General features: G+C 55.1%; 15 protein-coding genes. 2 read left to right on the top strand and 13 right to left on the bottom strand.

Annotated elements, in window-relative coordinates; all coding sequences use genetic code 11:
- Positions 1–649 precede the first annotated feature (649 nt).
- The 13 genes from K355_RS0107585 to K355_RS0107525 all read right to left on the bottom strand — a co-directional run bounded on the left by K355_RS0107585 (position 650) and on the right by K355_RS0107525 (position 16,171).
- On the bottom strand, positions 650–1,804 hold the full coding sequence (locus K355_RS0107585) for an iron-containing alcohol dehydrogenase (RefSeq protein WP_022731521.1): 1,155 nt from the start codon (positions 1,802–1,804) through the stop codon (positions 650–652).
- 22 nt (positions 1,805–1,826) lie between these two features.
- Positions 1,827–3,299 (bottom strand): NAD-dependent succinate-semialdehyde dehydrogenase, encoded by a 1,473-nt coding sequence (locus tag K355_RS0107580; protein ID WP_022731520.1) that lies wholly within the window; start codon positions 3,297–3,299, stop codon positions 1,827–1,829.
- Positions 3,300–3,314: 15 nt separating this feature from the next.
- Positions 3,315–4,469 (bottom strand): iron-containing alcohol dehydrogenase, encoded by a 1,155-nt coding sequence (locus tag K355_RS0107575; protein ID WP_022731519.1) that lies wholly within the window; start codon positions 4,467–4,469, stop codon positions 3,315–3,317.
- A 26-nt stretch (positions 4,470–4,495) separates the two neighbouring features.
- Positions 4,496–5,158 (bottom strand): ABC transporter ATP-binding protein, encoded by a 663-nt coding sequence (locus K355_RS0107570; protein WP_022731518.1) that lies wholly within the window; start codon positions 5,156–5,158, stop codon positions 4,496–4,498.
- Positions 5,155–5,931, bottom strand: a complete 777-nt coding sequence (locus tag K355_RS0107565) for an ABC transporter ATP-binding protein (RefSeq protein WP_022731517.1) — start codon at positions 5,929–5,931, stop codon at positions 5,155–5,157. The genes K355_RS0107570 and K355_RS0107565 overlap by 4 nt, the downstream gene beginning before the upstream one ends.
- A complete protein-coding gene (locus tag K355_RS0107560; RefSeq protein ID WP_022731516.1) occupies positions 5,928–6,875 on the bottom strand; it encodes a branched-chain amino acid ABC transporter permease in 948 nt (315 codons plus the stop codon). The genes K355_RS0107565 and K355_RS0107560 overlap by 4 nt, the downstream gene beginning before the upstream one ends.
- 1 nt (position 6,876) lies before the next feature.
- Complete coding sequence (locus K355_RS0107555) at positions 6,877–7,776, bottom strand: branched-chain amino acid ABC transporter permease (protein ID WP_022731515.1); 900 nt, start codon at positions 7,774–7,776, stop codon at positions 6,877–6,879.
- A 75-nt stretch (positions 7,777–7,851) separates the two neighbouring features.
- The gene (locus K355_RS0107550) at positions 7,852–9,165 is read right to left on the bottom strand and encodes an ABC transporter substrate-binding protein (RefSeq protein ID WP_022731514.1); all 1,314 of its coding nucleotides are present in this window, start codon (positions 9,163–9,165) and stop codon (positions 7,852–7,854) included.
- A 21-nt stretch (positions 9,166–9,186) separates the two neighbouring features.
- A complete protein-coding gene (locus K355_RS0107545; protein ID WP_022731513.1) occupies positions 9,187–10,524 on the bottom strand; it encodes an ABC transporter substrate-binding protein in 1,338 nt (445 codons plus the stop codon).
- Between the two features lie 242 nt (positions 10,525–10,766).
- Positions 10,767–12,146 (bottom strand): sigma-54-dependent transcriptional regulator, encoded by a 1,380-nt coding sequence (locus K355_RS0107540; RefSeq protein WP_022731512.1) that lies wholly within the window; start codon positions 12,144–12,146, stop codon positions 10,767–10,769.
- The gene (locus K355_RS0107535; protein WP_022731511.1) at positions 12,109–13,869 is read right to left on the bottom strand and encodes a sensor histidine kinase; all 1,761 of its coding nucleotides are present in this window, start codon (positions 13,867–13,869) and stop codon (positions 12,109–12,111) included. The genes K355_RS0107540 and K355_RS0107535 overlap by 38 nt, the downstream gene beginning before the upstream one ends.
- Positions 13,870–14,060: 191 nt before the next feature.
- Positions 14,061–14,798 carry a histidine utilization transcriptional repressor HutC gene (locus K355_RS0107530; protein WP_022731510.1) on the bottom strand — a complete coding sequence of 246 codons (738 nt, stop codon included), beginning with the start codon at positions 14,796–14,798 and terminating at the stop codon, positions 14,061–14,063.
- Positions 14,795–16,171, bottom strand: a complete 1,377-nt coding sequence (locus K355_RS0107525) for a formimidoylglutamate deiminase (RefSeq protein ID WP_022731509.1) — start codon at positions 16,169–16,171, stop codon at positions 14,795–14,797. Before K355_RS0107525 ends, K355_RS0107530 begins: the two co-directional genes overlap by 4 nt.
- 81 nt (positions 16,172–16,252) lie before the next feature.
- Between K355_RS0107525 and hutI the strand changes: the two genes are divergently transcribed.
- Positions 16,253–17,488, top strand: a complete 1,236-nt coding sequence (gene hutI, locus K355_RS0107520; RefSeq protein WP_028791428.1) for an imidazolonepropionase — start codon at positions 16,253–16,255, stop codon at positions 17,486–17,488.
- A gap of 81 nt (positions 17,489–17,569) precedes the next feature.
- Entirely contained in the window at positions 17,570–19,147 is a 1,578-nt protein-coding gene (gene hutH, locus K355_RS0107515; protein WP_022731507.1) for a histidine ammonia-lyase, read from the top strand.
- Positions 19,148–19,304 lie beyond the last annotated feature (157 nt).

The following is a 19,304-nucleotide window of genomic DNA, read 5'->3' as shown; positions in this document are numbered from 1 at the left end:
TCTGCCGCAAAATTTTCTTGAACAACTATTTCGGTTTTATGTTGCTTGATATGACTGCTTTTCGGGACGTCGACTTTGCAACAAATGAGGGTGTAGAGCGCGACCCCAGATTCCTGATCTGCGGCAGAGTGAATTTTTAGAACAAATTCATTTTGCAAAGCTTGAATAGGCGCCGAGTGTTCCCGTCGAGATGATAAAGCATGTAACATAATTTCAAAGAAGCCCTGATGAGCCGATAAGTTTAATTGGTATTTTATTTTAATTTAGGAGTTGACAGAATTTTCACGACTGCACGCAGGGATTTTCAGTTTGTCGAACATTGCGAAATCCATTCCGTAAATATGTCCAAGAACAGCAAATAGCAAACGGCAAAATACTGAGAATATCTAAGAATATCACTGATTTCATTGAATTTTATCCGCCCTCAAAATCTGTTTCACTTAGTGAGTGGGAGTTCGATTCTCCCCGGGGGCACCATCGCTTTTCAAACCCAGCCTGAAAAGGTTGGGTTTTATCGTTTCTGGGCTGTTTGCCCTGAACAGTTTAATGCGCAGCGAAGCTGTAACCGTATGGCTTTGGTGAGCAAACAAAAACCGGCATCCCCATAGGACACCGGTTTTATTCGTTCTGCACATCGCCGCTTAGGTTGTTAGTAAACCTCGCGGTAGATCGCCTCGATATCTTTGGTGGTCATGTCGCGTGGGTTGCTTTCGATCAGGCGGTATATCTTGGTGAAGACTTCTTCTGCCATTTCGGGAAGGGAATCTTCGGTAACACCAAGATCACGCAGCCGGGTTTCAAGACCGCTTGCGGGCACCATTTCTTCAATCCGGCGGACAAACGCCTCGGCGGCCTCGTCGTCGGATGCAAAATCGGCATCCTCAATCAGGCAAGGGGCGAGTTCCGCATAAAGCTTGCCCGCTGCTGGCAGGTTAAACCGCAGAACCTGCGCCATCACCAACGCATTGGCATGGCCATGCGGGATGTGGAACCGCCCGCCAAGCGGATAAGCCAACCCATGAATGGCGGCCACCGATGCATTGGCAAAGGCCATCCCGGCAATCAGAGACCCTTGCAGCATGGCAGACCGCGCATCCTGATCACCTGGGTTTTCAATCACTTTCATCAGGTTCTTGCCCAGTAGCGACAGGGCGGTGACGGCCATGCCATCGGCAATCGGGTTTTTGCGCGTCCGGCTGGTATAACCTTCAATCGCGTGCACCATCGCATCAAGCCCGGTGGCCGCTGTGACCTTTTGCGGCAAACCATAGGTTAGTTCGGCATCAAGCAATGCGATGTCGGGCATCAATTGCGGGGTATAAACAACCTGTTTTAGGTGATCTGGATCGGTAATTACCGACACCCATGTCACTTCTGATCCAGTTCCCGCCGTGGTCGGGATCTGGATCAGTGGCAGGCGATCACCCGTCGCTTTGTCGATGCCGTAAATCTCTTCGATGGTTTGGTCGCTATTGGCCAAAAGTGCCACCAGCTTTGCACTGTCAAGCGAGCTTCCGCCGCCAAGACCAATAACGCCGTCCGCTTTCCAGTCCTTTGCCCCGTCAATTGCCTGTTGGACGATATGTTGGGGTGGATCGGCGGCAACGTCGGAAAAGACCTGCACGGCGATGCCAACCGATTCCAGCGACTGTAGCGCCTGATCGGCAAAACCAAGGGCGATAATGCCCGGATCGCAAATGATGGTGACACGGGTGGCACCAAGTTCCTTCATCAGCAGGCCGGCTTTGGCAATGCCACCGGCCTCGCAAACGATGCGCGGGACACTTCGAAACATGAAACTCATGGTGGGGCTCCTTGATCGCAGATCAGTTGGCTTTTCCGGCAAGTCCGCCGAGGCACATGTATTTGATTTCAACAAAGTCATCGACGCCGTATTTCGAGCCTTCTCGGCCGATCCCGGATTCTTTGACGCCGCCAAACGGGGCGGATTCTGTTGAAATGATCCCTTCATTGATGCCGACAATGCCGTATTCCAACGCTTCGCCAACCCGCCAGATGCGCCCAATGTCACGGGCATAGAAATAGGCTGCCAACCCAAACGGCGTGTCGTTTGCCATGCGAATGGCTTCTTCTTCGGTCTTGAACTTAAACAGCGGCGCGACCGGGCCAAAGATTTCCTCCGAAAATATCCGCATGTCATCGGTCACCCCGGTCAAGATGGTCGGGGTGAAAAAGTTGCTGTTAGGCTGATGGCGGGCACCACCAAGAATGGCTGTCGCCCCCTTGGAAATCGCATCGGCGACCAGTGTTTCGACCTTCTCGATGGCCTTGGTATTGATCAGCGGACCTTGGGTAATGCCATCTTCCATGCCATTACCAACACGTAGCTTTGCAACCGCTGTGGCAAGTTTTTCGGCAAAGGCGTCATAGACACCCTCTTGCAACAGAATGCGGTTGGCACAGACACAGGTTTGTCCGGCATTGCGGTATTTTGACGCAATTGCACCGGCAACGGCCTCGTCAAGATCGGCATCGTCAAACACGATGAACGGTGCATTGCCGCCCAGTTCCAGGCTGACTTTTTTCACCGTATCGGAACATTGGCGCATCAGAAGTTTACCGACCTGTGTGGAGCCGGTGAACGACAATTTACGTACGATTGGATTGGATGTGAGTTCATTGCCGATCTCCGCCCCATGGGATGCGGTAACGACATTGATCACCCCTTCGGGGAACCCGGCACGTTTCGCCAGTTCGGCCAATGTCAATGCCGTAAGCGGGGTGTCTTCCGCCGGTTTGATCACAACCGTGCAGCCCGCGGCCAGTGCCGGGGCACATTTGCGTGTGATCATCGCCATCGGGAAGTTCCACGGCGTGATGGCGGCAACAACACCAATTGGCTGTTTGATGGTGATGATGCGCTTGTCAGCCCCGTGCGATGGAATGACATCGCCATAGATGCGTTTGCCTTCTTCGGCAAACCATTCAATGAAGGAGGCACCATAGGCAACTTCGCCCGCTGCCTCGGCAAGCGGTTTGCCCTGTTCGCGGGTCATCAAAAGCGCAAGGTCATCCTTGGCAGCCATGCACAGGTCAAACCATTTGCGCAAAACAGCCGCGCGGTCCTTGGCGGTACGTGCACGCCATGCCGGAAGGGCATCATTGGCAGACTCAATCGCCTGACGGGTTTCAGACGTCCCCATATCGGGCACATTTGCAAGGTGCTCACCAGTGGCAGGATCAAGAACGGCAAAGGTGTTGCCGCTGGTCGCATCAATCCATGCGCCATTGATGTGGCCCTTGGTCTGCCAAAGGCCGGGATCATTTAACATAAGCATTGTGGAGCTCCGTCCTTAAAGCACGCGGGCGTAAATTGCGCGCGCCGCGTCAAATGTCATCTCGCGCGGATTGTTGATCAAAAGGCGTTCGACCTTCATCGCATCGGTGGCCAACATATCCAGATCACTTTCGCTGACGCCAACTTCGCGCAGCGTTTTGGCAAATGGCATGCGGTTGACCATGTCGGTCATGAACGCAATGAACCGATCACAGGCCGCATTATCATCGGCAAACCGTTCACCCGGCAAAACCGCACGGGCAAGTTCGCCATACTGGCGGCATGCAGCGTCACGGTTGAACTTCAGGACCTCGATCAGGACCAAGGCATTGCTATGTCCATGCGGCACATGAAAATGCCCGCCCAGCGGATAGGCAAGCGCATGAACCGCCGCCACAGGCGCATTGGCAAATGCCATTCCAGCCATCATCGATCCTTGCAGCATGGCTTCGCGCGCGGCCCGGCTTGGATTTTTTGAAACCGCGTCGTCAATCGTGCTGGTCATCAGTTGCAAACCACGAATGGCCAGGCCATCAGACAGCGCATTTTTCTTATGCTTGGTGGTATAGGCCTCAATGGCATGTACCATGGCATCAATGCCGGTCATGGCGGTGATGGATGCCGGAAGTCCCATCGTCAGTTTGGCATCAAGAAGGGCGATATCAGGATAAAGCAACGGGGAGACAACCCCCTTCTTTTCCTGTGTCGGGGTGGTGACGATTGAAATCGGGGTGACTTCCGATCCGGTTCCCGCCGTGGTTGGCACCTGAATAAGCGGCAGGCGCGGACCCTTAGCCAGACCGATACCGTATATGTCAGAAAGCTTTTGATCCTGACCACACAAAAGGGCCACCAATTTGGCAGTATCCATCGAGGACCCGCCGCCAAGCCCGATGATGATATCGGCCTTGAAATCAGCCGCCCCTTTGACCGCCTCAAGAATGGTGCTTTCGGGTGGATCGGCTTCAACCCGCGTCCAAAGCAGCGTTTCGATTCCGGCCTGCTTAAGCGCATCAAACGGGGCGTCAATCAGCCCGACCTTTTGCAGGCCCGGATCAGTAATCAGAACCGCGCGTTCTGCACCAAGCTCGTTGCACAAAGCACCAAGCTTAAGTGCACCATCAAATTCGCAAATCACGCGCGGCGTTGTTTCAAACGTAAAGTCGGACATGGAAAACCTCGTCTTGTTTGGGGCGCTTATGCGGGCTGCATGTCGGCGGGGTGAACGGTGCCGCGTTCAATGCGATAGCTGCCCGTCACCAGATCGGAAGAATGGCTGTCATCAGATTCTGAAATCAGAACACAAAGGCCACTGCGGCCCAGATTGGCGATGACTTCCGATAGACGCCGCGACAAAACAGGTGCGACACCCTCGAACGGCTCATCAAGCAACAATAATTTGCGACCCGGCATCAACGCTCGGCCAAGCGACACCAGCTTTTGCTGCCCACCAGATAATTGCAAAGCCCGGCGTTGCCGGAACTGGGCAATTTCCGGCAGCAGGTCATAAACCCACTCAAGCCGTTCCATTGCATCGGTGATGCCGTTTGTCCATGCGGGCATCAGGATGTTTTCCTCAACCGTAAGCGACGGGATCAAACGCCGGTCTTCGGGCATGTAACTGATGCCGTTCTTCGCCCGCGCGTGATCCGCCATTTTGCGAAGGTCCTTGCCGTCAAAGCTGACGTCGCCGCCGTCAACTTCAAGCAACCCCATAATGGCGCGCATCAATGTGGTTTTACCCGCACCGTTGTGACCAATAAGGCCAAACATCTGTCCCGATGGCACCGACAACGACACATCGCGCAGGATCGGAATATTGCCGATGGAAACATTCAGGTTTTTGATTTCCAGGGTCATGATGCGCCATTCCCTTTTTTATGAGTTGGACGATGGCCGGTCACAAGGTCGCGGACCCGGTTATCGGCAAGGACTGCTGCGGGTTTGCCGTCGGCAATAATTTCGCCGCTATAAAACGCCAACACACGTGAGACATATCGTTCGACAACGTCCATATCGTGTTCAACAAACAAGACCGTTACACCATGTTGGCGCACCGCATTCATCACCGTATCCATAAGGCCGGTTTTTTCATCCATGCTGACGCCACTGGTCGGCTCATCAAGCAGCAACATCTGCGGATTACCAATTAGCGCCATGGCGATATCAACCAGTTTCCGTGCCCCTTGCGGAACGGCAGTGACCTTTGAATTTTGGTAATTCTCAATGCCGAATTCTGCGAGAATTTCCTCGGCCCGCGCGATGCGGGCGTCGCTTCGAAGCGGACTTAGGAAACTGGGCCGCGGGCTTTCTGCTGCGGCAAGTGCGACAATCAGATTGTCAATCACCGACATATCAGGAAACAGTTGTGCTACCTGAAATGATCGGGCCATGCCCGCACGGGTAATGGCACGCGGTGAATGTCCAAGGATCGATTTACCATTGAACAGGATTTCGCCACGTGTTGGTTTCAGGTAACCGGTAACCATATTGATGAACGTGGTTTTACCCGCCCCGTTCGATCCGATAACACCGACAACTTCGCCCTTGGCGACCTGCACGTTCAAATCCTTGGCCGCGATCACGGCTCCGAACTCTTTGTTCAGGGAACGGGTTTCAAGAATGGTGGTCATGTGCGTTCTCCTGACTTTTCACGTGAGACCAGGCTCCAAAGACCTTTGGGCAGGAACACGATGACGCCAAGCAGGGTGAAACCAAGGATCATCTGCCAGGTGTTGGGGACAAATTCGATTGAGTATGTCCGAACGACCGAGAAAACGATGGCGGCAATAAACGGTGCCGCGACATGGCCAAGCCCGCCCAGAAGGGCAATGAAAATGAACTCGCCCGACGTGGTCCAATAGGCCATTTCCGGATCAACGTGACCGGTGGCAAGGGCGGTTAAACCACCACCAAGTGCGGACACAGAGGCGGCTGCAACATAGTTGCCATACAAAAGCCAACGCGGTGACAGGCCAAGATATTCCACCCGGACTTCGTTTTCGCGGACGGCCTCGCAGATCACACCGATCCCCGCCTTGGTATAACGGTGGATCAGAACGGCGATCAGCAAACCGGCAAGAACGGTCATGGTAAAGACGGTTTGCTGGCTATCGGCACCGGTTTCCGGTGCCCAGCCAAACACGGTCCAGTTATGAACGTTAAAGCCATCCGTACTGCCAAGGCCCTGACTTTTGACCAGAATGCCAAACAGGATCATGGAAAACGCCAGTGACAGCATCGCAAAGAAAATATCGCGGTAACGCGTCAAAAGCAGACCAAGGATCATGGCGACAACAATGGCAACTGCCATGCCCAGCGCAAGGGCGGCAATCGCATCATGAATGCCAAAGAACTGCCCGCCCATGCCGACGGTATAGCCACCGATGCAGTAAAAAAGACCCTGCCCAAATGATACGAGGCCTGACCGCATCTGCATGACGACACCCTGCACAACAAGTGCCTTGGCAAGGGCAATGGTCAAAAGAAAGATCAGCCAGCCCGGGGATACAAAACCAAACAGGACACAGGCGATTGCGACCAGCGCAAGCGAGATTTCAGTTTTATCAAATCGCATGTCAGATTTTCCTCGCCATGGTGCGACCAAACAGGCCTTCGGGGCGGAACGCCAAAACCAGCGACATCACGCCGTAAATGACGAAAAGTTCGAACTCCGGCGCGTAATGCACGGCCGCGGCACGGCTCAGCCCAACCAAAAGCGCACCAACCGCTGCACCGCCAATGCTGCCAAGGCCGCCGATGACGACCACGGCAAAGGCCAGCACGATGACTTCGATTCCGATGCCCGGCACAACCGAAATGGCAGGTGCCGTCAACGCACCGGCAAGTGCGCCAAGCGTGGTGCCCAGAACAAAGGTGATGGTAAACATCAGGCGAACATTGACACCCATAGCAACCGCGATTTCGCGGTCATGGATCACTGCACGCAGGACCTTGCCCTGATTGGTGCGTTCCAGCCACGCCCAAAGGCCAAGGCCAAGAACGGCCGACACACCGACAAGTGCCAGATCGTAATTTGACACCTTAAGCAATCCGAACGCCGTTCGCCCAAGTTCTGTATAGGGTTGATAGGCAAAATACGGGCTAACCCCCCAGACGATTTTCATTGTGTCTTCAAGGATAAGCAAAAGCGCATAGGTAATGATCACCATCAGGATTTCGTCGCGGCCATACATCAGGCGCAGCAATCCACGTTCGACAATCACACCAACAATCAGGCCGGCAACCAGTGCGGCACCAACCAGCAACAGATAGCTGATCCATGCCGGGCCAATGCCGTTGTTGAAATACCAGCCAACCAGTGACGCCGCAGAATAGGCGCCAATGGCATAAAAACTGCCATGAGCCATATTCAGAATGCGCATCACGCCATAAATAACGGTCAGGCCAGCGGCAACAAGAAACAGCCACGATGCATAGATCGAACCATCAATCAGGACGGCAAGAAGACTTGTCATCACAAATATCCAATGTGCAGGAAAAGGGGCGGACATCCCGCAATGGGGATGTCCGCAGTCACAGGGAGAATGCGCTTAGTTACACTGAGCGCCCGGGAAACCCTCGGCAATCCACTCCGCAGCAGAAACGCCTTCTGGCGGTGTGACACACTCGCCAGAGAACGAGACTTTATTCACGATGGATGCCTTGTCGTCTTCGTAATGGTATTCGCCGTAGGTGATGCCCTGCATGGCCTGATGACCATTGGCACGCGCCATTTCGACGGTCCCCGAAACTGACTCAAAGGTTGCGCCCTTGATGCCGGATGCAAGCTGTTCAGCGGTCGGGATTTCTTTGTCGGCAACGCCTGCATTTTCTGCAGCAAACTTCAGGCCAAGGATCGCCTGCGCCATTTTGGTTGCCGGATAGACCGGGTCAAGGTCATAGGCTGCGGTGTATGCACCCTTGAACCAGGTGTTCAGCGCGTTGTCCGGTGCAAAGGCACCAAACGGGCCACGTGCGCCAATGATCATGCCATTGGGTGCCTGATCCTTATAGGTGGCAAAGCTTGCTTCACCACAGGTCAGAAGGCCGGTCGCATCTTCAAGAAGGCCACGGGCATTTGCCTGCAAGACAAGTGCTTCCATGTCACCACCCCAGAAGGAGGAGTGAACGATTTCCGGGCGTTTAACCGACAGGGCAGAAATTTCTGCGCCGTACTGGCCCTGATAGATTTTCGGAAACTGTTCTTCGACGATTTCTGACTCAGGAAGAAGTTTCGCAGCCGCTGCGGTAAAGTCTGCCCAGCTGTCCTGACCCCAGGAATAGTTCTGCTGGATGCCCGAAAGACGGGTGACATCCGGACGGGTCGCGGCCAGATAGCGGACGGCACCGATGTTATCGACCGATGCGTCAAGGCCGGTACGGAACATGTACTGGGCATCTGCATTGTCAGCAAACAGGCGCGGGGTCCCGCAGTCATATGCGATGGTGAAGGTTTTAAGCTCCTCGGCAACCGGGGCGATGGCAAGGCAATCACCGGATGAAACATACCCGATAACCGCATCGACTTTCTGACGCTGTACAAGGTTACGGTATTCTTCAACCTGCTTGGTGGCACCACCGGCTTCGTCAATGATCACGGCTTCGATTTCGACGCCATTGATGCCCATTTTGTCGTAAGGGGCCGGTAGTTCGCCTTTGTTGAGTGCTTCAACAAGAACCTTGGCAGCATTGGCAGACGGAACACCAAACGGGCCCGCTGCGGCACCTGACAGGAATGTCACGATACCAACGCGGAATTTGCCGTTTTCGGCCGCAGATGCACCCGTTGCCATACCGGCAGTCAGGGCAAGGGCTGCGACGCCCGAAACCAGATATTTGCTGAAAGTTGCTTTATTATTCTTCACGTTTTCCTCCCTAGGAAAGCTCTATGGTGTTGGCGGTGGTACTGCCTCCGACCCGCCCGCCACCGCGTCGCGGCGGCGTTTGACCATCTCTTTTGACGGCTTGAGGTCTTCGGCGTCGTAGATCGCCCAATTCCCCACCATCAGTTTTGATGGCGGAAAATCTTCGTTATGGACGACCGTGCCCACGGCTTGCGCCTGGACAATCTGGTGGGTATCTGGATCGATGTAGGATGCGAAACCGGGTGGATCTTCCGGAAGGGCCAGTTGCAACCCCTCAAGCGCTTTGATCAGCGCCGCGTCGTCATTGGCTCCACCGGCTTTTTCAATCGCGCGTGCAATCGCGATAATCCCGGTATAGGCACCTTCGGCGGCATAGGTCGGAAAACGCCCGGTCATTTCATGGAACTGGGTGACAAACCGCTTGTTGCGTCCGGTATCGGGCCAGTTGTTATGATGGCGCGCCGACAGGATCAGCCCCGGATACGGTTGATCGCCAAGGGCGGTCATCACATCGTAATTCGCCCCGGTATCAAAATTGGCCAGCCGCGTGGTTTCAAAGAACCGCGTGGTGGCGGCCTGCTTGATAAAGGCAATGAAATCTCCGCCCCAAAGTGCGGTCACAACGATGTCGGGTTTGGCCGACTGAAGCGCGTTTATATAGATTGAGTAGTCTGGCTCATACAGTTTTGGCCAAAGTGACCCGACGGTTTCATACGCCACACCAAGATCGGAAAGGGCGAGTTGAAGGTCGGTCCATGACACATGACCGTAATCATAATCCGGGCCGATAAACGCCAGTTTGCGCCAACCGGTTTGTTTTTGCAGATCGCGCAGGTATCGCGCACCGGCGGCCATCGACGTCCAGCTGTCATTGGTCACACGGAAATAATATTTATGCCCGGCCTCGATGCTGAGCCGCGAAGAGGCATGATCGGTGCCGACCATGATGATCTTTTCGCGCTGGGCAAGGTCACTGACCGCATGCGCGACACCTGACGAGACAATGCCGCAAAAGAACTGTGCCTTGTCATTGGCAATGAAATCTTGCGCCAGTCGTACCGCATAGGATGCCTTGGACCGCGGGTCATCGGCAATGACACGCAGTTTTGGTGCGGGTAACCCGGCTTTGGCTTCTTGGGCAAGGTCATCAAGGGCAATCTTGATCCCGGCGATGCTGTCACGACCATAGGTCGCCGATCGTCCGGTCATTGGGTACAAACAGCCGACAACCGCGTCCGCTTCTGCGGATGTGGCGCCAAGCTCAAAACGTTCTGCCTGTGCGGGTGTCCCCGCCAACAAGACCAACGTTGCGACAATTATGGTGATGCACCCGGAAACCGGATGTTTGAGCATCTCCATGACGTATCCTCCCTACGAATGGTTGTTCCATTCGTGTTTGTACCTTTGTTGGGCTGTTGCGCAAAGGCTGTGCCAGTTTGGAGGAATGCGCCGCGAAGCCTGTCAGGGCGCGGTTTTGAACGTTTCTGGGTGTTTGGGCGGCTGGGTTTAATCGCGTGTTTGAGCGGCTTTCGCTCCAAAAGGAAAACCCTTATGAGCGGTTATCGCTCATAAGGGTTCAATTCGGTCAGTGGCAAAAAGGATTATTGCAGGCCAAGTCGCTGTAAACGGCGTTTTAAGGCATGGCGCGAAATGCCAAGAATTTCTGCCGCCCGGCCTTTGTGCCCGTCGGCCTGTTCAAGGGCGTCCTGCACAATGTGGCGTTCGGTGACATCAAGGCGGTCCTGTAATTGCGGATGGGCGGCATTTGATAAACGGTTTGCGCCATCGGAATAATGCGGATCATCGGTTTGATGAAACTCACCGGGCAGCACATCTGCACTGATGGTTTTGCCCGGGTACAGGATCGTCAGACGCTCAATCAGGTTTTTAAGCTCGCGCACATTGCCGCGCCACGGGTGGGTGCGCAAGATACCTTGCGTTTCGCTGTCAAACTCGATCGGGCGGCATCCTTCGGCCTGTGCCTGTCGATCTGCGAAGTGGCTGACAAGGCTCAGGATATCTTCGCCGCGTGCACGAAGAGCGGGAATATCAATGGTAATGACGTTCAATCGATAAAACAGGTCTTCACGAAACTGACCAAGCCGGACTTGTTCGGCAAGATCGCGGTTCGTTGCGGCAATCACCCGCACGTCCGCCGATGCAGACCGTTCTGCCCCGACCGGGCGATAATCGCCGTTTTCAAGGAAATGCAAAAACTTAGCCTGAAGGGCGAGGGGCAATTCGCCAATTTCATCTAGAAACAACGTGCCGCTGTCGGCCAGTCGCACCAACCCCGTACGTTTTTGATGCGCGCCGGTATAGGATCCTTTTTCCGCCCCGAACAATTCCGATTCAATCAGTTGTTCGGGCAATGCCGCACAATTGACCTCGACAAAGGCGCGGTCTTGGCGCGGGCTTTGGCTGTGGATGGCGCGTGCGACCAATGCCTTGCCCGTGCCGGATTCACCAAGGAGTAAAATACGGCTCGCACTGCTTTGTGCGACCCGGTCAATGGTGGTGCGAAGGGCGCTCATGGCGGCACAATCACCGATTAACCCGTTGGCGGGCACAGCATCACGGCGGCGATGATAATCAAGTTCCAGCGCGACCTGACTTTGATCGAGCGTGGTTTTGATGGTGTGGATCAACTCATCAAGCTCAAACGGTTTGCTAAGATAATCCGCAGCCCCGTTTTTAACCGCCTGAACGGCCGCGCGCGTATCGCCATGGGCCGAAATCATGATGACCGGAATGCTGATATCCAATTTCTGGATGCTGGTAAGCACCTCCATGCCATCCGCACCCGGAAGACGCAGATCAAGCAGGATGATATCAAATTGCTGTTTGCGCACCGCCAAAAAGGCGTCTTCGCCGGAATGTACTCCGGTGACGTCCATGCCTTCTGTACGAAGCGCAAAGCTTAATGACCGGACGAAAGATTCTTCATCGTCGACGATCAGTATTCTGATCTGCCTGGACATTTTTTGTTATTTCCTCCTGACCAATCCCCGGGCCACTGGCCGGGAACGTCAATATTATCGTCGTGCCCTCTTGCGGGGCGCTTTCGATGTTGATCGTACCGTGATTGGCATCAACCAATTGCTGGCTGATTGTCAGTCCCAATCCGGTACCTTTGCTTTTCATGGTAAAAAATGGCTGGGTGACGTCAAGTAAATGCTCACGCGCGATGCCACACCCATCATCGGTAACCCGAATTTCAACCGTGTCGCCGTGATCCTCGGCCCGCAAACTCACCGTTCCACCCGCATTACAGGCCTGCACGGCATTAATGCCAAGGTTGAGCAAGATTTGTAAGATTTGTTCTGGGTCGACATAGACGTTAAGCCGCGAATCCCCGCTGGTAAAGAACCGGACGTGTGCCTCATCGGCAACCGGTTCAAGCAGGATCGACGTTTGCCGGAATAACTCGCGGATTGCAGTGGCCTGTGGTGCGGCTTCACCCGGACGACCGTAGGATAACAAATCATTGACCACACGGGATAACCGGTCGATCTGACTGCCTATATCATCCAAAAGCGTGATGCGTTCTTCGTCCTGTTCGCGCCGGCTTAATGCCTGAACCGTGGTTTTCATTGTCGCCAGCGGATTGCGAACCTCATGCGCGACACCTGTGGCAAACTGCCCGAGAACCGCAAGCTTTTCGGCCCGCACCGTGCGATCAATCAAATCCTTGAGCTGCCAGGCCATGGTATTGAACGCCTTGGCAACTGTACTGATTTCATCGCGCCGTCGGCCTTCGGGCAGGCGGTAATAAAGGTCGCCCGATGCGATGCTGTTGGCACCCTGCACCAATGTATCCACCCGGCGGCGTAGACTGCGCGACAGGGCAAAGAAGATCGCCAAAATCACCGCAATAATCAGAATGGCGGTGGCATAAAGCCACAGTCGGGTTTCATCAATTGGCTGTAAAATGGTGCCCGGATGAACGCTCATGACGATGTTCCAGCCCGGAAGGATGCTGGGCCCCTCGACCAGTTCGCCGGTGACCTCGGCCGGGCGTCCCGTCGGGTCAAGTACCACGCCACCCGGTGTGCGCAGTAATGGCTCAATCACCCCGGCAACCCCGGCACTTGCCAGCAATTCGGTCAAGGATGACAAACGCATATGAAGGGCCACCGATACGTTTTGACCAAGTCCGGAATCGCGGATTTGCTGACGCATCAACAGCCAGCCGGAATTCCCATTTTCGGGCAATTTCGGACCAATAAACTCGACCCCTTCATGGGTGACCCGCGGAAGTCCACTGATATCCCAATCGGTTTTCGACCAATAGGGCGGACCGGATGCGGCCTGCCCGGCGACAAGACGATCAAGATTGTCCTGCCGGTCAAAAAACAGCACGCCATACAAATCGGGGGAGTCTGCCTCAACCCGCAACAGCGTCAGCGCTTCTTCGGCCTGCGGTGTGTTGGGTGCGTCAATAAATGCCGGCAAGGCCGGGTGGTTGGAAAGCGTGACCAGCTGATAAATACGCGCATCGAGAAATGCCGAAAGCTTATTCGATGTTGCGGCGACCTGAGCGCTCAACCGCTCCCCGGTCAGGCGATCAATCAGTTCATTGGAAAAGCGTTGATACAAAAAGCTCAACGCAATCAGCGCGCACACAACAACCCCAACCGATAACAGCGTATATCGGGCAACAAGGCTCAGACGTTGATTGCGCGACCAATGAAAGGCGGACACGGGCGTTCCCTGCGAACAGAATGGTGGTTGCTTTTATTGCTTTGCAATCTGTTTTGGCGGATTCCGGACAAAGCGGCAAGATAAAGCTCTCAAACCATCGTTCGTCCGAACGTTATTTCATATCGAAATGGGGGGCGTGACGTTATCTTTGGTCTGCTTCTAAAGCACTTATTCTGGACTGTGCTGTATACCTAAATCGCCGAGTGCATCCGGTATCCCGGCGCGAACAGCAGGCGTGCGGATGTGATCCCATGATCGCCATTCCATGTCGTGCGTTCCATCAGGAATAAGGGCGCGTCTTTGTGGGTGCAAAGGATTTTGGCTTCGGTTTCCGATGCCAGCACGGCGGAAAATGAAATGTCACCCTTGGTGTAGGGCGCATGAAGCACCAGCCATTCATTGGCACTGATTTTTGACAGGTCCGCCTCGGCAATTGTTGGTGTGGCCGCAACCGAAACCCAGCGTTCTTCGAACATGTAGGGTTTGCCATCGGCCAGATGAAGCGACGTGATATGGAACATGTCACTGTCGGGTGTCACGGCCAGATTGGTGCAGATTTCCGGCGGTGGGGTGCGGCGTTCGCTATACAGCAGGCCATAGGCATATTTCTGCCCCCGGCCTTCGATTTCAAGCCGGATGACCGGGATATCAAGTTTGGCCCGGCGGACCGGATGGCTGGCAACGCGCGTTCCGGCCTTGCGGCGGCGATCGAGAAATCCCTCATTTGCCAGCTCGCGCAGCGCACGGTTCACAGTGGCGCGCGCGCAGCCAAGCTGTTCGGCCAGTTCGACTTCTTTGGGGATCAGGTCGCCCGGTTTCCATTGGCGGGTATGGATGCGATGCAAAACCTCGTCATGCACGCTTTGCCAGTTGGTCTGGGACGCTGCCGCGGTCGTGGTTGGCGGTGTTATCTGGATATTGGTGCTCACACCGATGCCTTAAGTTGTTCCATCACCTGGCGGTACCGGTCGGTGATCGTGTCATGGGCGATGTGGCGGCCATCGGTCACGACATGGCGACCCGCCGACCAGACATCACGCACCATGCGATCATCTCCGGCAAAGATATATGTATCGAGGATCGTATCGCCTGTTCGACCGATCAGGTCAACTGCCGAGCTATCAAGTGCGATCAAATCGGCCAGTGCACCGACCTCGATCTTGCCGGAATTTCGGCCGGCTGCCTGCGCCCCACCTTTGGCAACCGCTTCAAACAAACGCCGTCCTGTGGAGTGCTCGGGTGTGGCCAAAGCCGCGCGTGATTTGTCGCGCAGGCGTTGGCTGTAATCCAGGGTGCGCAATTCTTCGGACAGTGAAATGCGGATGTTGGAATCCGATCCGATTCCAATGTTCCCCCCGGCGTCCAGATAGCGCACTCCGTCAAAAATACCATCGCCAAGGCTGCTTTCGGTGATTGGGCAAAGTCCTGCAACCGCCCCGGTTTTGGCCAGTCCCAGCGTTTCGTGTTCGACCATCTGGGTGCAATGGATCAGGCACCAGTTTTCATCAACATCGGCATTTTCCAGCAACCATTCGACCGGACGCTTGCCCCAGAATGCGCTGACCTCATCGACCTCGGCGATCTGTTCGGCCAAATGCATGTGGATCGGACCGTCCTTGGAAAGCTTCGTCGTGGCGATTAAATCTTCGCGACCAACCGCACGCAGCGAATGCGGTGCGACACCCATGCGGGTGTCAGATGGCAGGGATTTCAACGCCTTGGAGGATTCCTCATACAATTTAGAAAAGCGTTCCGGATCATTGCCAAACCGGATTTGGCCATCACCGAGCGGCCGTTTGTCGCAGCCGCCATATTGATAATGGACTGGCAAAAGGGTCAGGCCAATGCCGGTGATATCGGCGGCGGCGGCAATGCGTTCGGCCATTTCGGCAATGTTGTCATAGGGCGCGCCGCCCGGTTGATGGTGCAGGTAATGGAACTCGGTATTGTTGGCGTAACCGGCTTCCAGCATTTCCATTTGGACAAAAGATGCAATGGATTCAACGTGATCCGGTGTGAGTTGATCCAGAAAACGGAACATTAATTGCCGCCATGTCCAGAAGGTATCACGCGGATCGGGGCCGCGTTTTTCGGTCAATCCGGCCATGGAGCGTTGGAACGCATGGCTGTGCAGGTTGGCAACAGCAGGCAGCAGGATGCTCGTGCGGGTGACATTGGCGTCATTTGGGGCAGGGGAATCGGCCTGAAGGCTTGATATTCTGCCGGTTTGATCGATTTCAACCCGGACGTTGTTTTCCCAGCCTGCTGTCGTAAGTGCCTGTTTTGCCCAAAGAACCGTCATTGCCTATACCCGTCTTGACAGAGTTATTATGTACGTACATATTATCGTTAATAACAAACTTATCAAGGGGTGATGCTTCGCATGTTGCTGGGAAATGCAAAAATCGCAACCATCGATAAAACGTCCGACGGGGACCGATTTTCTTATTGTATGAGGAATAACGGTGCCATCGCGATCAAGGACGATATGATCGTCTGGGTCGGCGACGCCGATGCCATCCCGGCAGAGTATGAAGACCCCGCAAAATTCCCCTATCATGACCTTGAGGGTCGCCTGATTACTCCCGGACTGATTGATTGTCACACCCATGTGGTGCATGGCGGCAACCGGGCTGTCGAGTTTGAGATGCGGCTTGAGGGTGCGGGCTACGAAGAAATCGCGCGCGAGGGCGGCGGCATTGTCTCGACCGTGACCGCGACCCGTGAGGCGGATGTTGATCAGCTTTTGAAGAGTGCTCTGCCGCGTGTGGATGCGCTTTTGGCCGAAGGTGTTTGCGTGATTGAGGTCAAGTCCGGCTATGGGCTGGACCGCGAGACGGAACTCAATATGCTGCGCGCGGCCCGCGAAATCGAGAAACATCGCGCGGTGCGGATCAAAACCACCTTCCTTGGTGCGCATGCCACCCCGGCAGAATTCAGGGGCGAACCGGACCGTTATATTGATGAGGTTTGCATTCCGACATTGCGTGCGGCGCACGCCGAAGGGCTGGTCGATGCGGTTGACGGGTTCTGCGAAGGGATTGCCTTTAATACCGATCAAATTGCACGGGTGTTTGATGTCGCGCGCGCGCTTGGCATTCCGGTCAAGCTACATGCCGAACAGCTTTCCAATATTGGTGGCACCAAGCTGGCGGCCAGTTACGGCGCGCTTTCCATCGATCATGTCGAATACGCCAATGAGGATGACGCCAAGGCGATGGCGGCATCCGGATCGGTTGCGGTTCTGTTGCCCGGTGCGTTTTACACCCTGCATGAAACCCAGTTGCCGCCGATTGAGGCCTTTCGCAAACATGGCGTGCCAATGGCGGTTGCCACCGATTGCAATCCGGGCACGTCGCCATTGATGTCGATTTTGCTGACCATGAACATGTCCTGCACGTTTTTCCGTCTGACGCCCGAAGAAGCATTGGTTGGGGCGACGGCTCATGCTGCGCGTGCGCTTGGATTGAATGATACGGGGCAGGTCAAGGCGGGCATGCGCGCCGATCTGGCGATCTGGGATGTGACGCATCCGGCCGAGCTTTCATATCGCATCGGGTTTAACCCGCTGTTTGATCGTATTTTCGGCGGTGTTTCCGTGGAAAAGTCAGTTAGCTAACTCATTAAGGCAGACGCAAGACCAACCCAACCCTAATCCAATGCCCAAGCCCCATAACGCTGTATTCTAAAGGGATGCATAATGACCGCGACCCATAACCAGACCCAAGGCAACACCACGCCCCTAACGCTCGTGCCAGCATTGGCGACGCTTGCTGATCTTGAAGCCATCTGGCGTGATCAGCGCGCGGTTAAACTTGATCCGTCGGCCAAGGCTGGGGTTGAGGCGGCACATGCGATGGTGTGCGCAGCAGCCGATGGGGATGCGGCAGTTTATGGGGTCAATACTGGTTTTGGCAAACTGGCATCAGTCAAGATTGCATCGAAAGATACCGAAACCCTGCAACGCAACCTGATCCTAAGCCACTGCTGCGGGGTCGGCGAAGCGCTTGATGTGCCGACCACACGGTTGATGATGGCGTTGAAATTGCTGTCGCTGGGGCGCGGGGCATCGGGGGTGCGCTGGGACATTATCGATCTGATCGAAGGGATGCTTGAAAAGGGCGTTGTGCCGGTCATCCCGTCGCAAGGATCGGTCGGGGCATCGGGTGATCTGGCGCCACTGGCCCATATGGCAGCGGTCATGATCGGGGCGGGTGAAGCGGTATATGAAGGCGCGACCATGCCCGGTGCGGATGCCCTTGCCAAAGCCGGTTTGACCCCGGTGGTGTTGGGCCCCAAAGAGGGCTTGGCGCTGATTAACGGCACGCAGTTTTCAACTGCCTGTGCGCTGGTCGGGCTGTTTTCCGCGTGGCGGAATGCGGCAAGCTCAATCGTTACCGCATCACTTTCGACCGACGCGATCATGGGGTCAACTGCCCCACTGGTTGACGAAATCCATACATTGCGCGGCCATCCCGGCCAGATCAATGTCGCGCGCGCCATGCGTGATTTGATGGATGGATCGGAAATCCGCGAAAGCCACCGCGAAGGCGACACCCGGGTTCAGGACCCTTATTGCATCCGTTGTCAGCCACAGGTGACCGGGGCGGCGATGGATTTGCTGCGTTTTGCCGGGCACACGTTGGAGATTGAGGCCAATGCGGTGACCGATAATCCGCTGGTCCTTAAAGAAGATGGCCGCATCGTTTCGGGCGGGAATTTCCATGCTGAGCCAGTAGCCTTTGCTGCCGATCAAATCGCGCTTGCCGTGGCGGAAATCGGGGCGATTGCGCAGCGCCGGGTAGCACTTATGGTTGATCCGACATTATCGCATGATTTGCCACCATTCTTAACACCGGAACCGGGTTTGAATTCTGGTCTGATGATTGCAGAAGTGACCACGGCGGCATTGATGAGTGAAAACAAACACCTGGCAAACCCGTGTTCAACCGACAGCACACCAACCAGTGCCAATCAGGAAGACCATGTGTCGATGGCCGCACACGGGGCGCGCCGCCTTGCACGAATGAATGCCAATCTGTCTTACATTTTGGGGGTTGAGCTGATCTGTGCAGCCCAAGGTGTTGAATTCAGAGCCCCGCTTAAAACCAGTGCCGGTTTGCAGGACGTTCTTAAGACCGTGCGCGAAGATATCGCGACCGTCAAACAGGACCGTTATATGGCGCCCGATCTGGCCAAGGCCGGTGAGCTTGTGACCAACGGAACACTTGTCAGTACAGCCAAACTTTCGGGCTTTGTCGTCGGAGAGCCTGCTTAAGAGAAAATATGTTTCCCCGGAACGTCCATTTCCAAAGGGGCGTCCCGGTTTCGTCCGCATGATTGCCATAGGCGGAAGGCGGCAAAAGCAAAAAGACGGGTGATGAAATTCACCATTCAAGGGAAGAGACTATCCGCAAACCGGATCAGTTTAAAAA

It is taken from the genome of Thalassospira lucentensis MCCC 1A00383 = DSM 14000, from assembly GCF_000421265.1.
Lineage (GTDB): Bacteria > Pseudomonadota > Alphaproteobacteria > Rhodospirillales > Thalassospiraceae > Thalassospira > Thalassospira lucentensis.
This window is presented reverse-complemented; position numbering and strand designations above follow the sequence as displayed.

Bases quoted from the DNA above. Each gene is read 5' to 3' on its own strand.
- K355_RS0107540 (WP_022731512.1), bottom strand. From the start codon at position 12,146: ATGTCCAGGCAGATCAGAATACTGATCGTCGACGATGAAGAATCTTTC.
- K355_RS0107555 (WP_022731515.1), bottom strand. From the start codon at position 7,776: ATGACAAGTCTTCTTGCCGTCCTGATTGATGGTTCGATCTATGCATCG.
- hutI (WP_028791428.1), top strand. From the start codon at position 16,253: ATGTTGCTGGGAAATGCAAAAATCGCAACCATCGATAAAACGTCCGAC.
- K355_RS0107545 (WP_022731513.1), bottom strand. From the start codon at position 10,524: ATGGAGATGCTCAAACATCCGGTTTCCGGGTGCATCACCATAATTGTC.
- K355_RS0107560 (WP_022731516.1), bottom strand. From the start codon at position 6,875: ATGCGATTTGATAAAACTGAAATCTCGCTTGCGCTGGTCGCAATCGCC.
- K355_RS0107585 (WP_022731521.1), bottom strand. From the start codon at position 1,804: ATGAGTTTCATGTTTCGAAGTGTCCCGCGCATCGTTTGCGAGGCCGGT.
- K355_RS0107525 (WP_022731509.1), bottom strand. From the start codon at position 16,171: ATGACGGTTCTTTGGGCAAAACAGGCACTTACGACAGCAGGCTGGGAA.
- K355_RS0107580 (WP_022731520.1), bottom strand. From the start codon at position 3,299: ATGCTTATGTTAAATGATCCCGGCCTTTGGCAGACCAAGGGCCACATC.
- K355_RS0107565 (WP_022731517.1), bottom strand. From the start codon at position 5,931: ATGACCACCATTCTTGAAACCCGTTCCCTGAACAAAGAGTTCGGAGCC.
- hutH (WP_022731507.1), top strand. From the start codon at position 17,570: ATGACCGCGACCCATAACCAGACCCAAGGCAACACCACGCCCCTAACG.
- K355_RS0107575 (WP_022731519.1), bottom strand. From the start codon at position 4,469: ATGTCCGACTTTACGTTTGAAACAACGCCGCGCGTGATTTGCGAATTT.
- K355_RS0107570 (WP_022731518.1), bottom strand. From the start codon at position 5,158: ATGACCCTGGAAATCAAAAACCTGAATGTTTCCATCGGCAATATTCCG.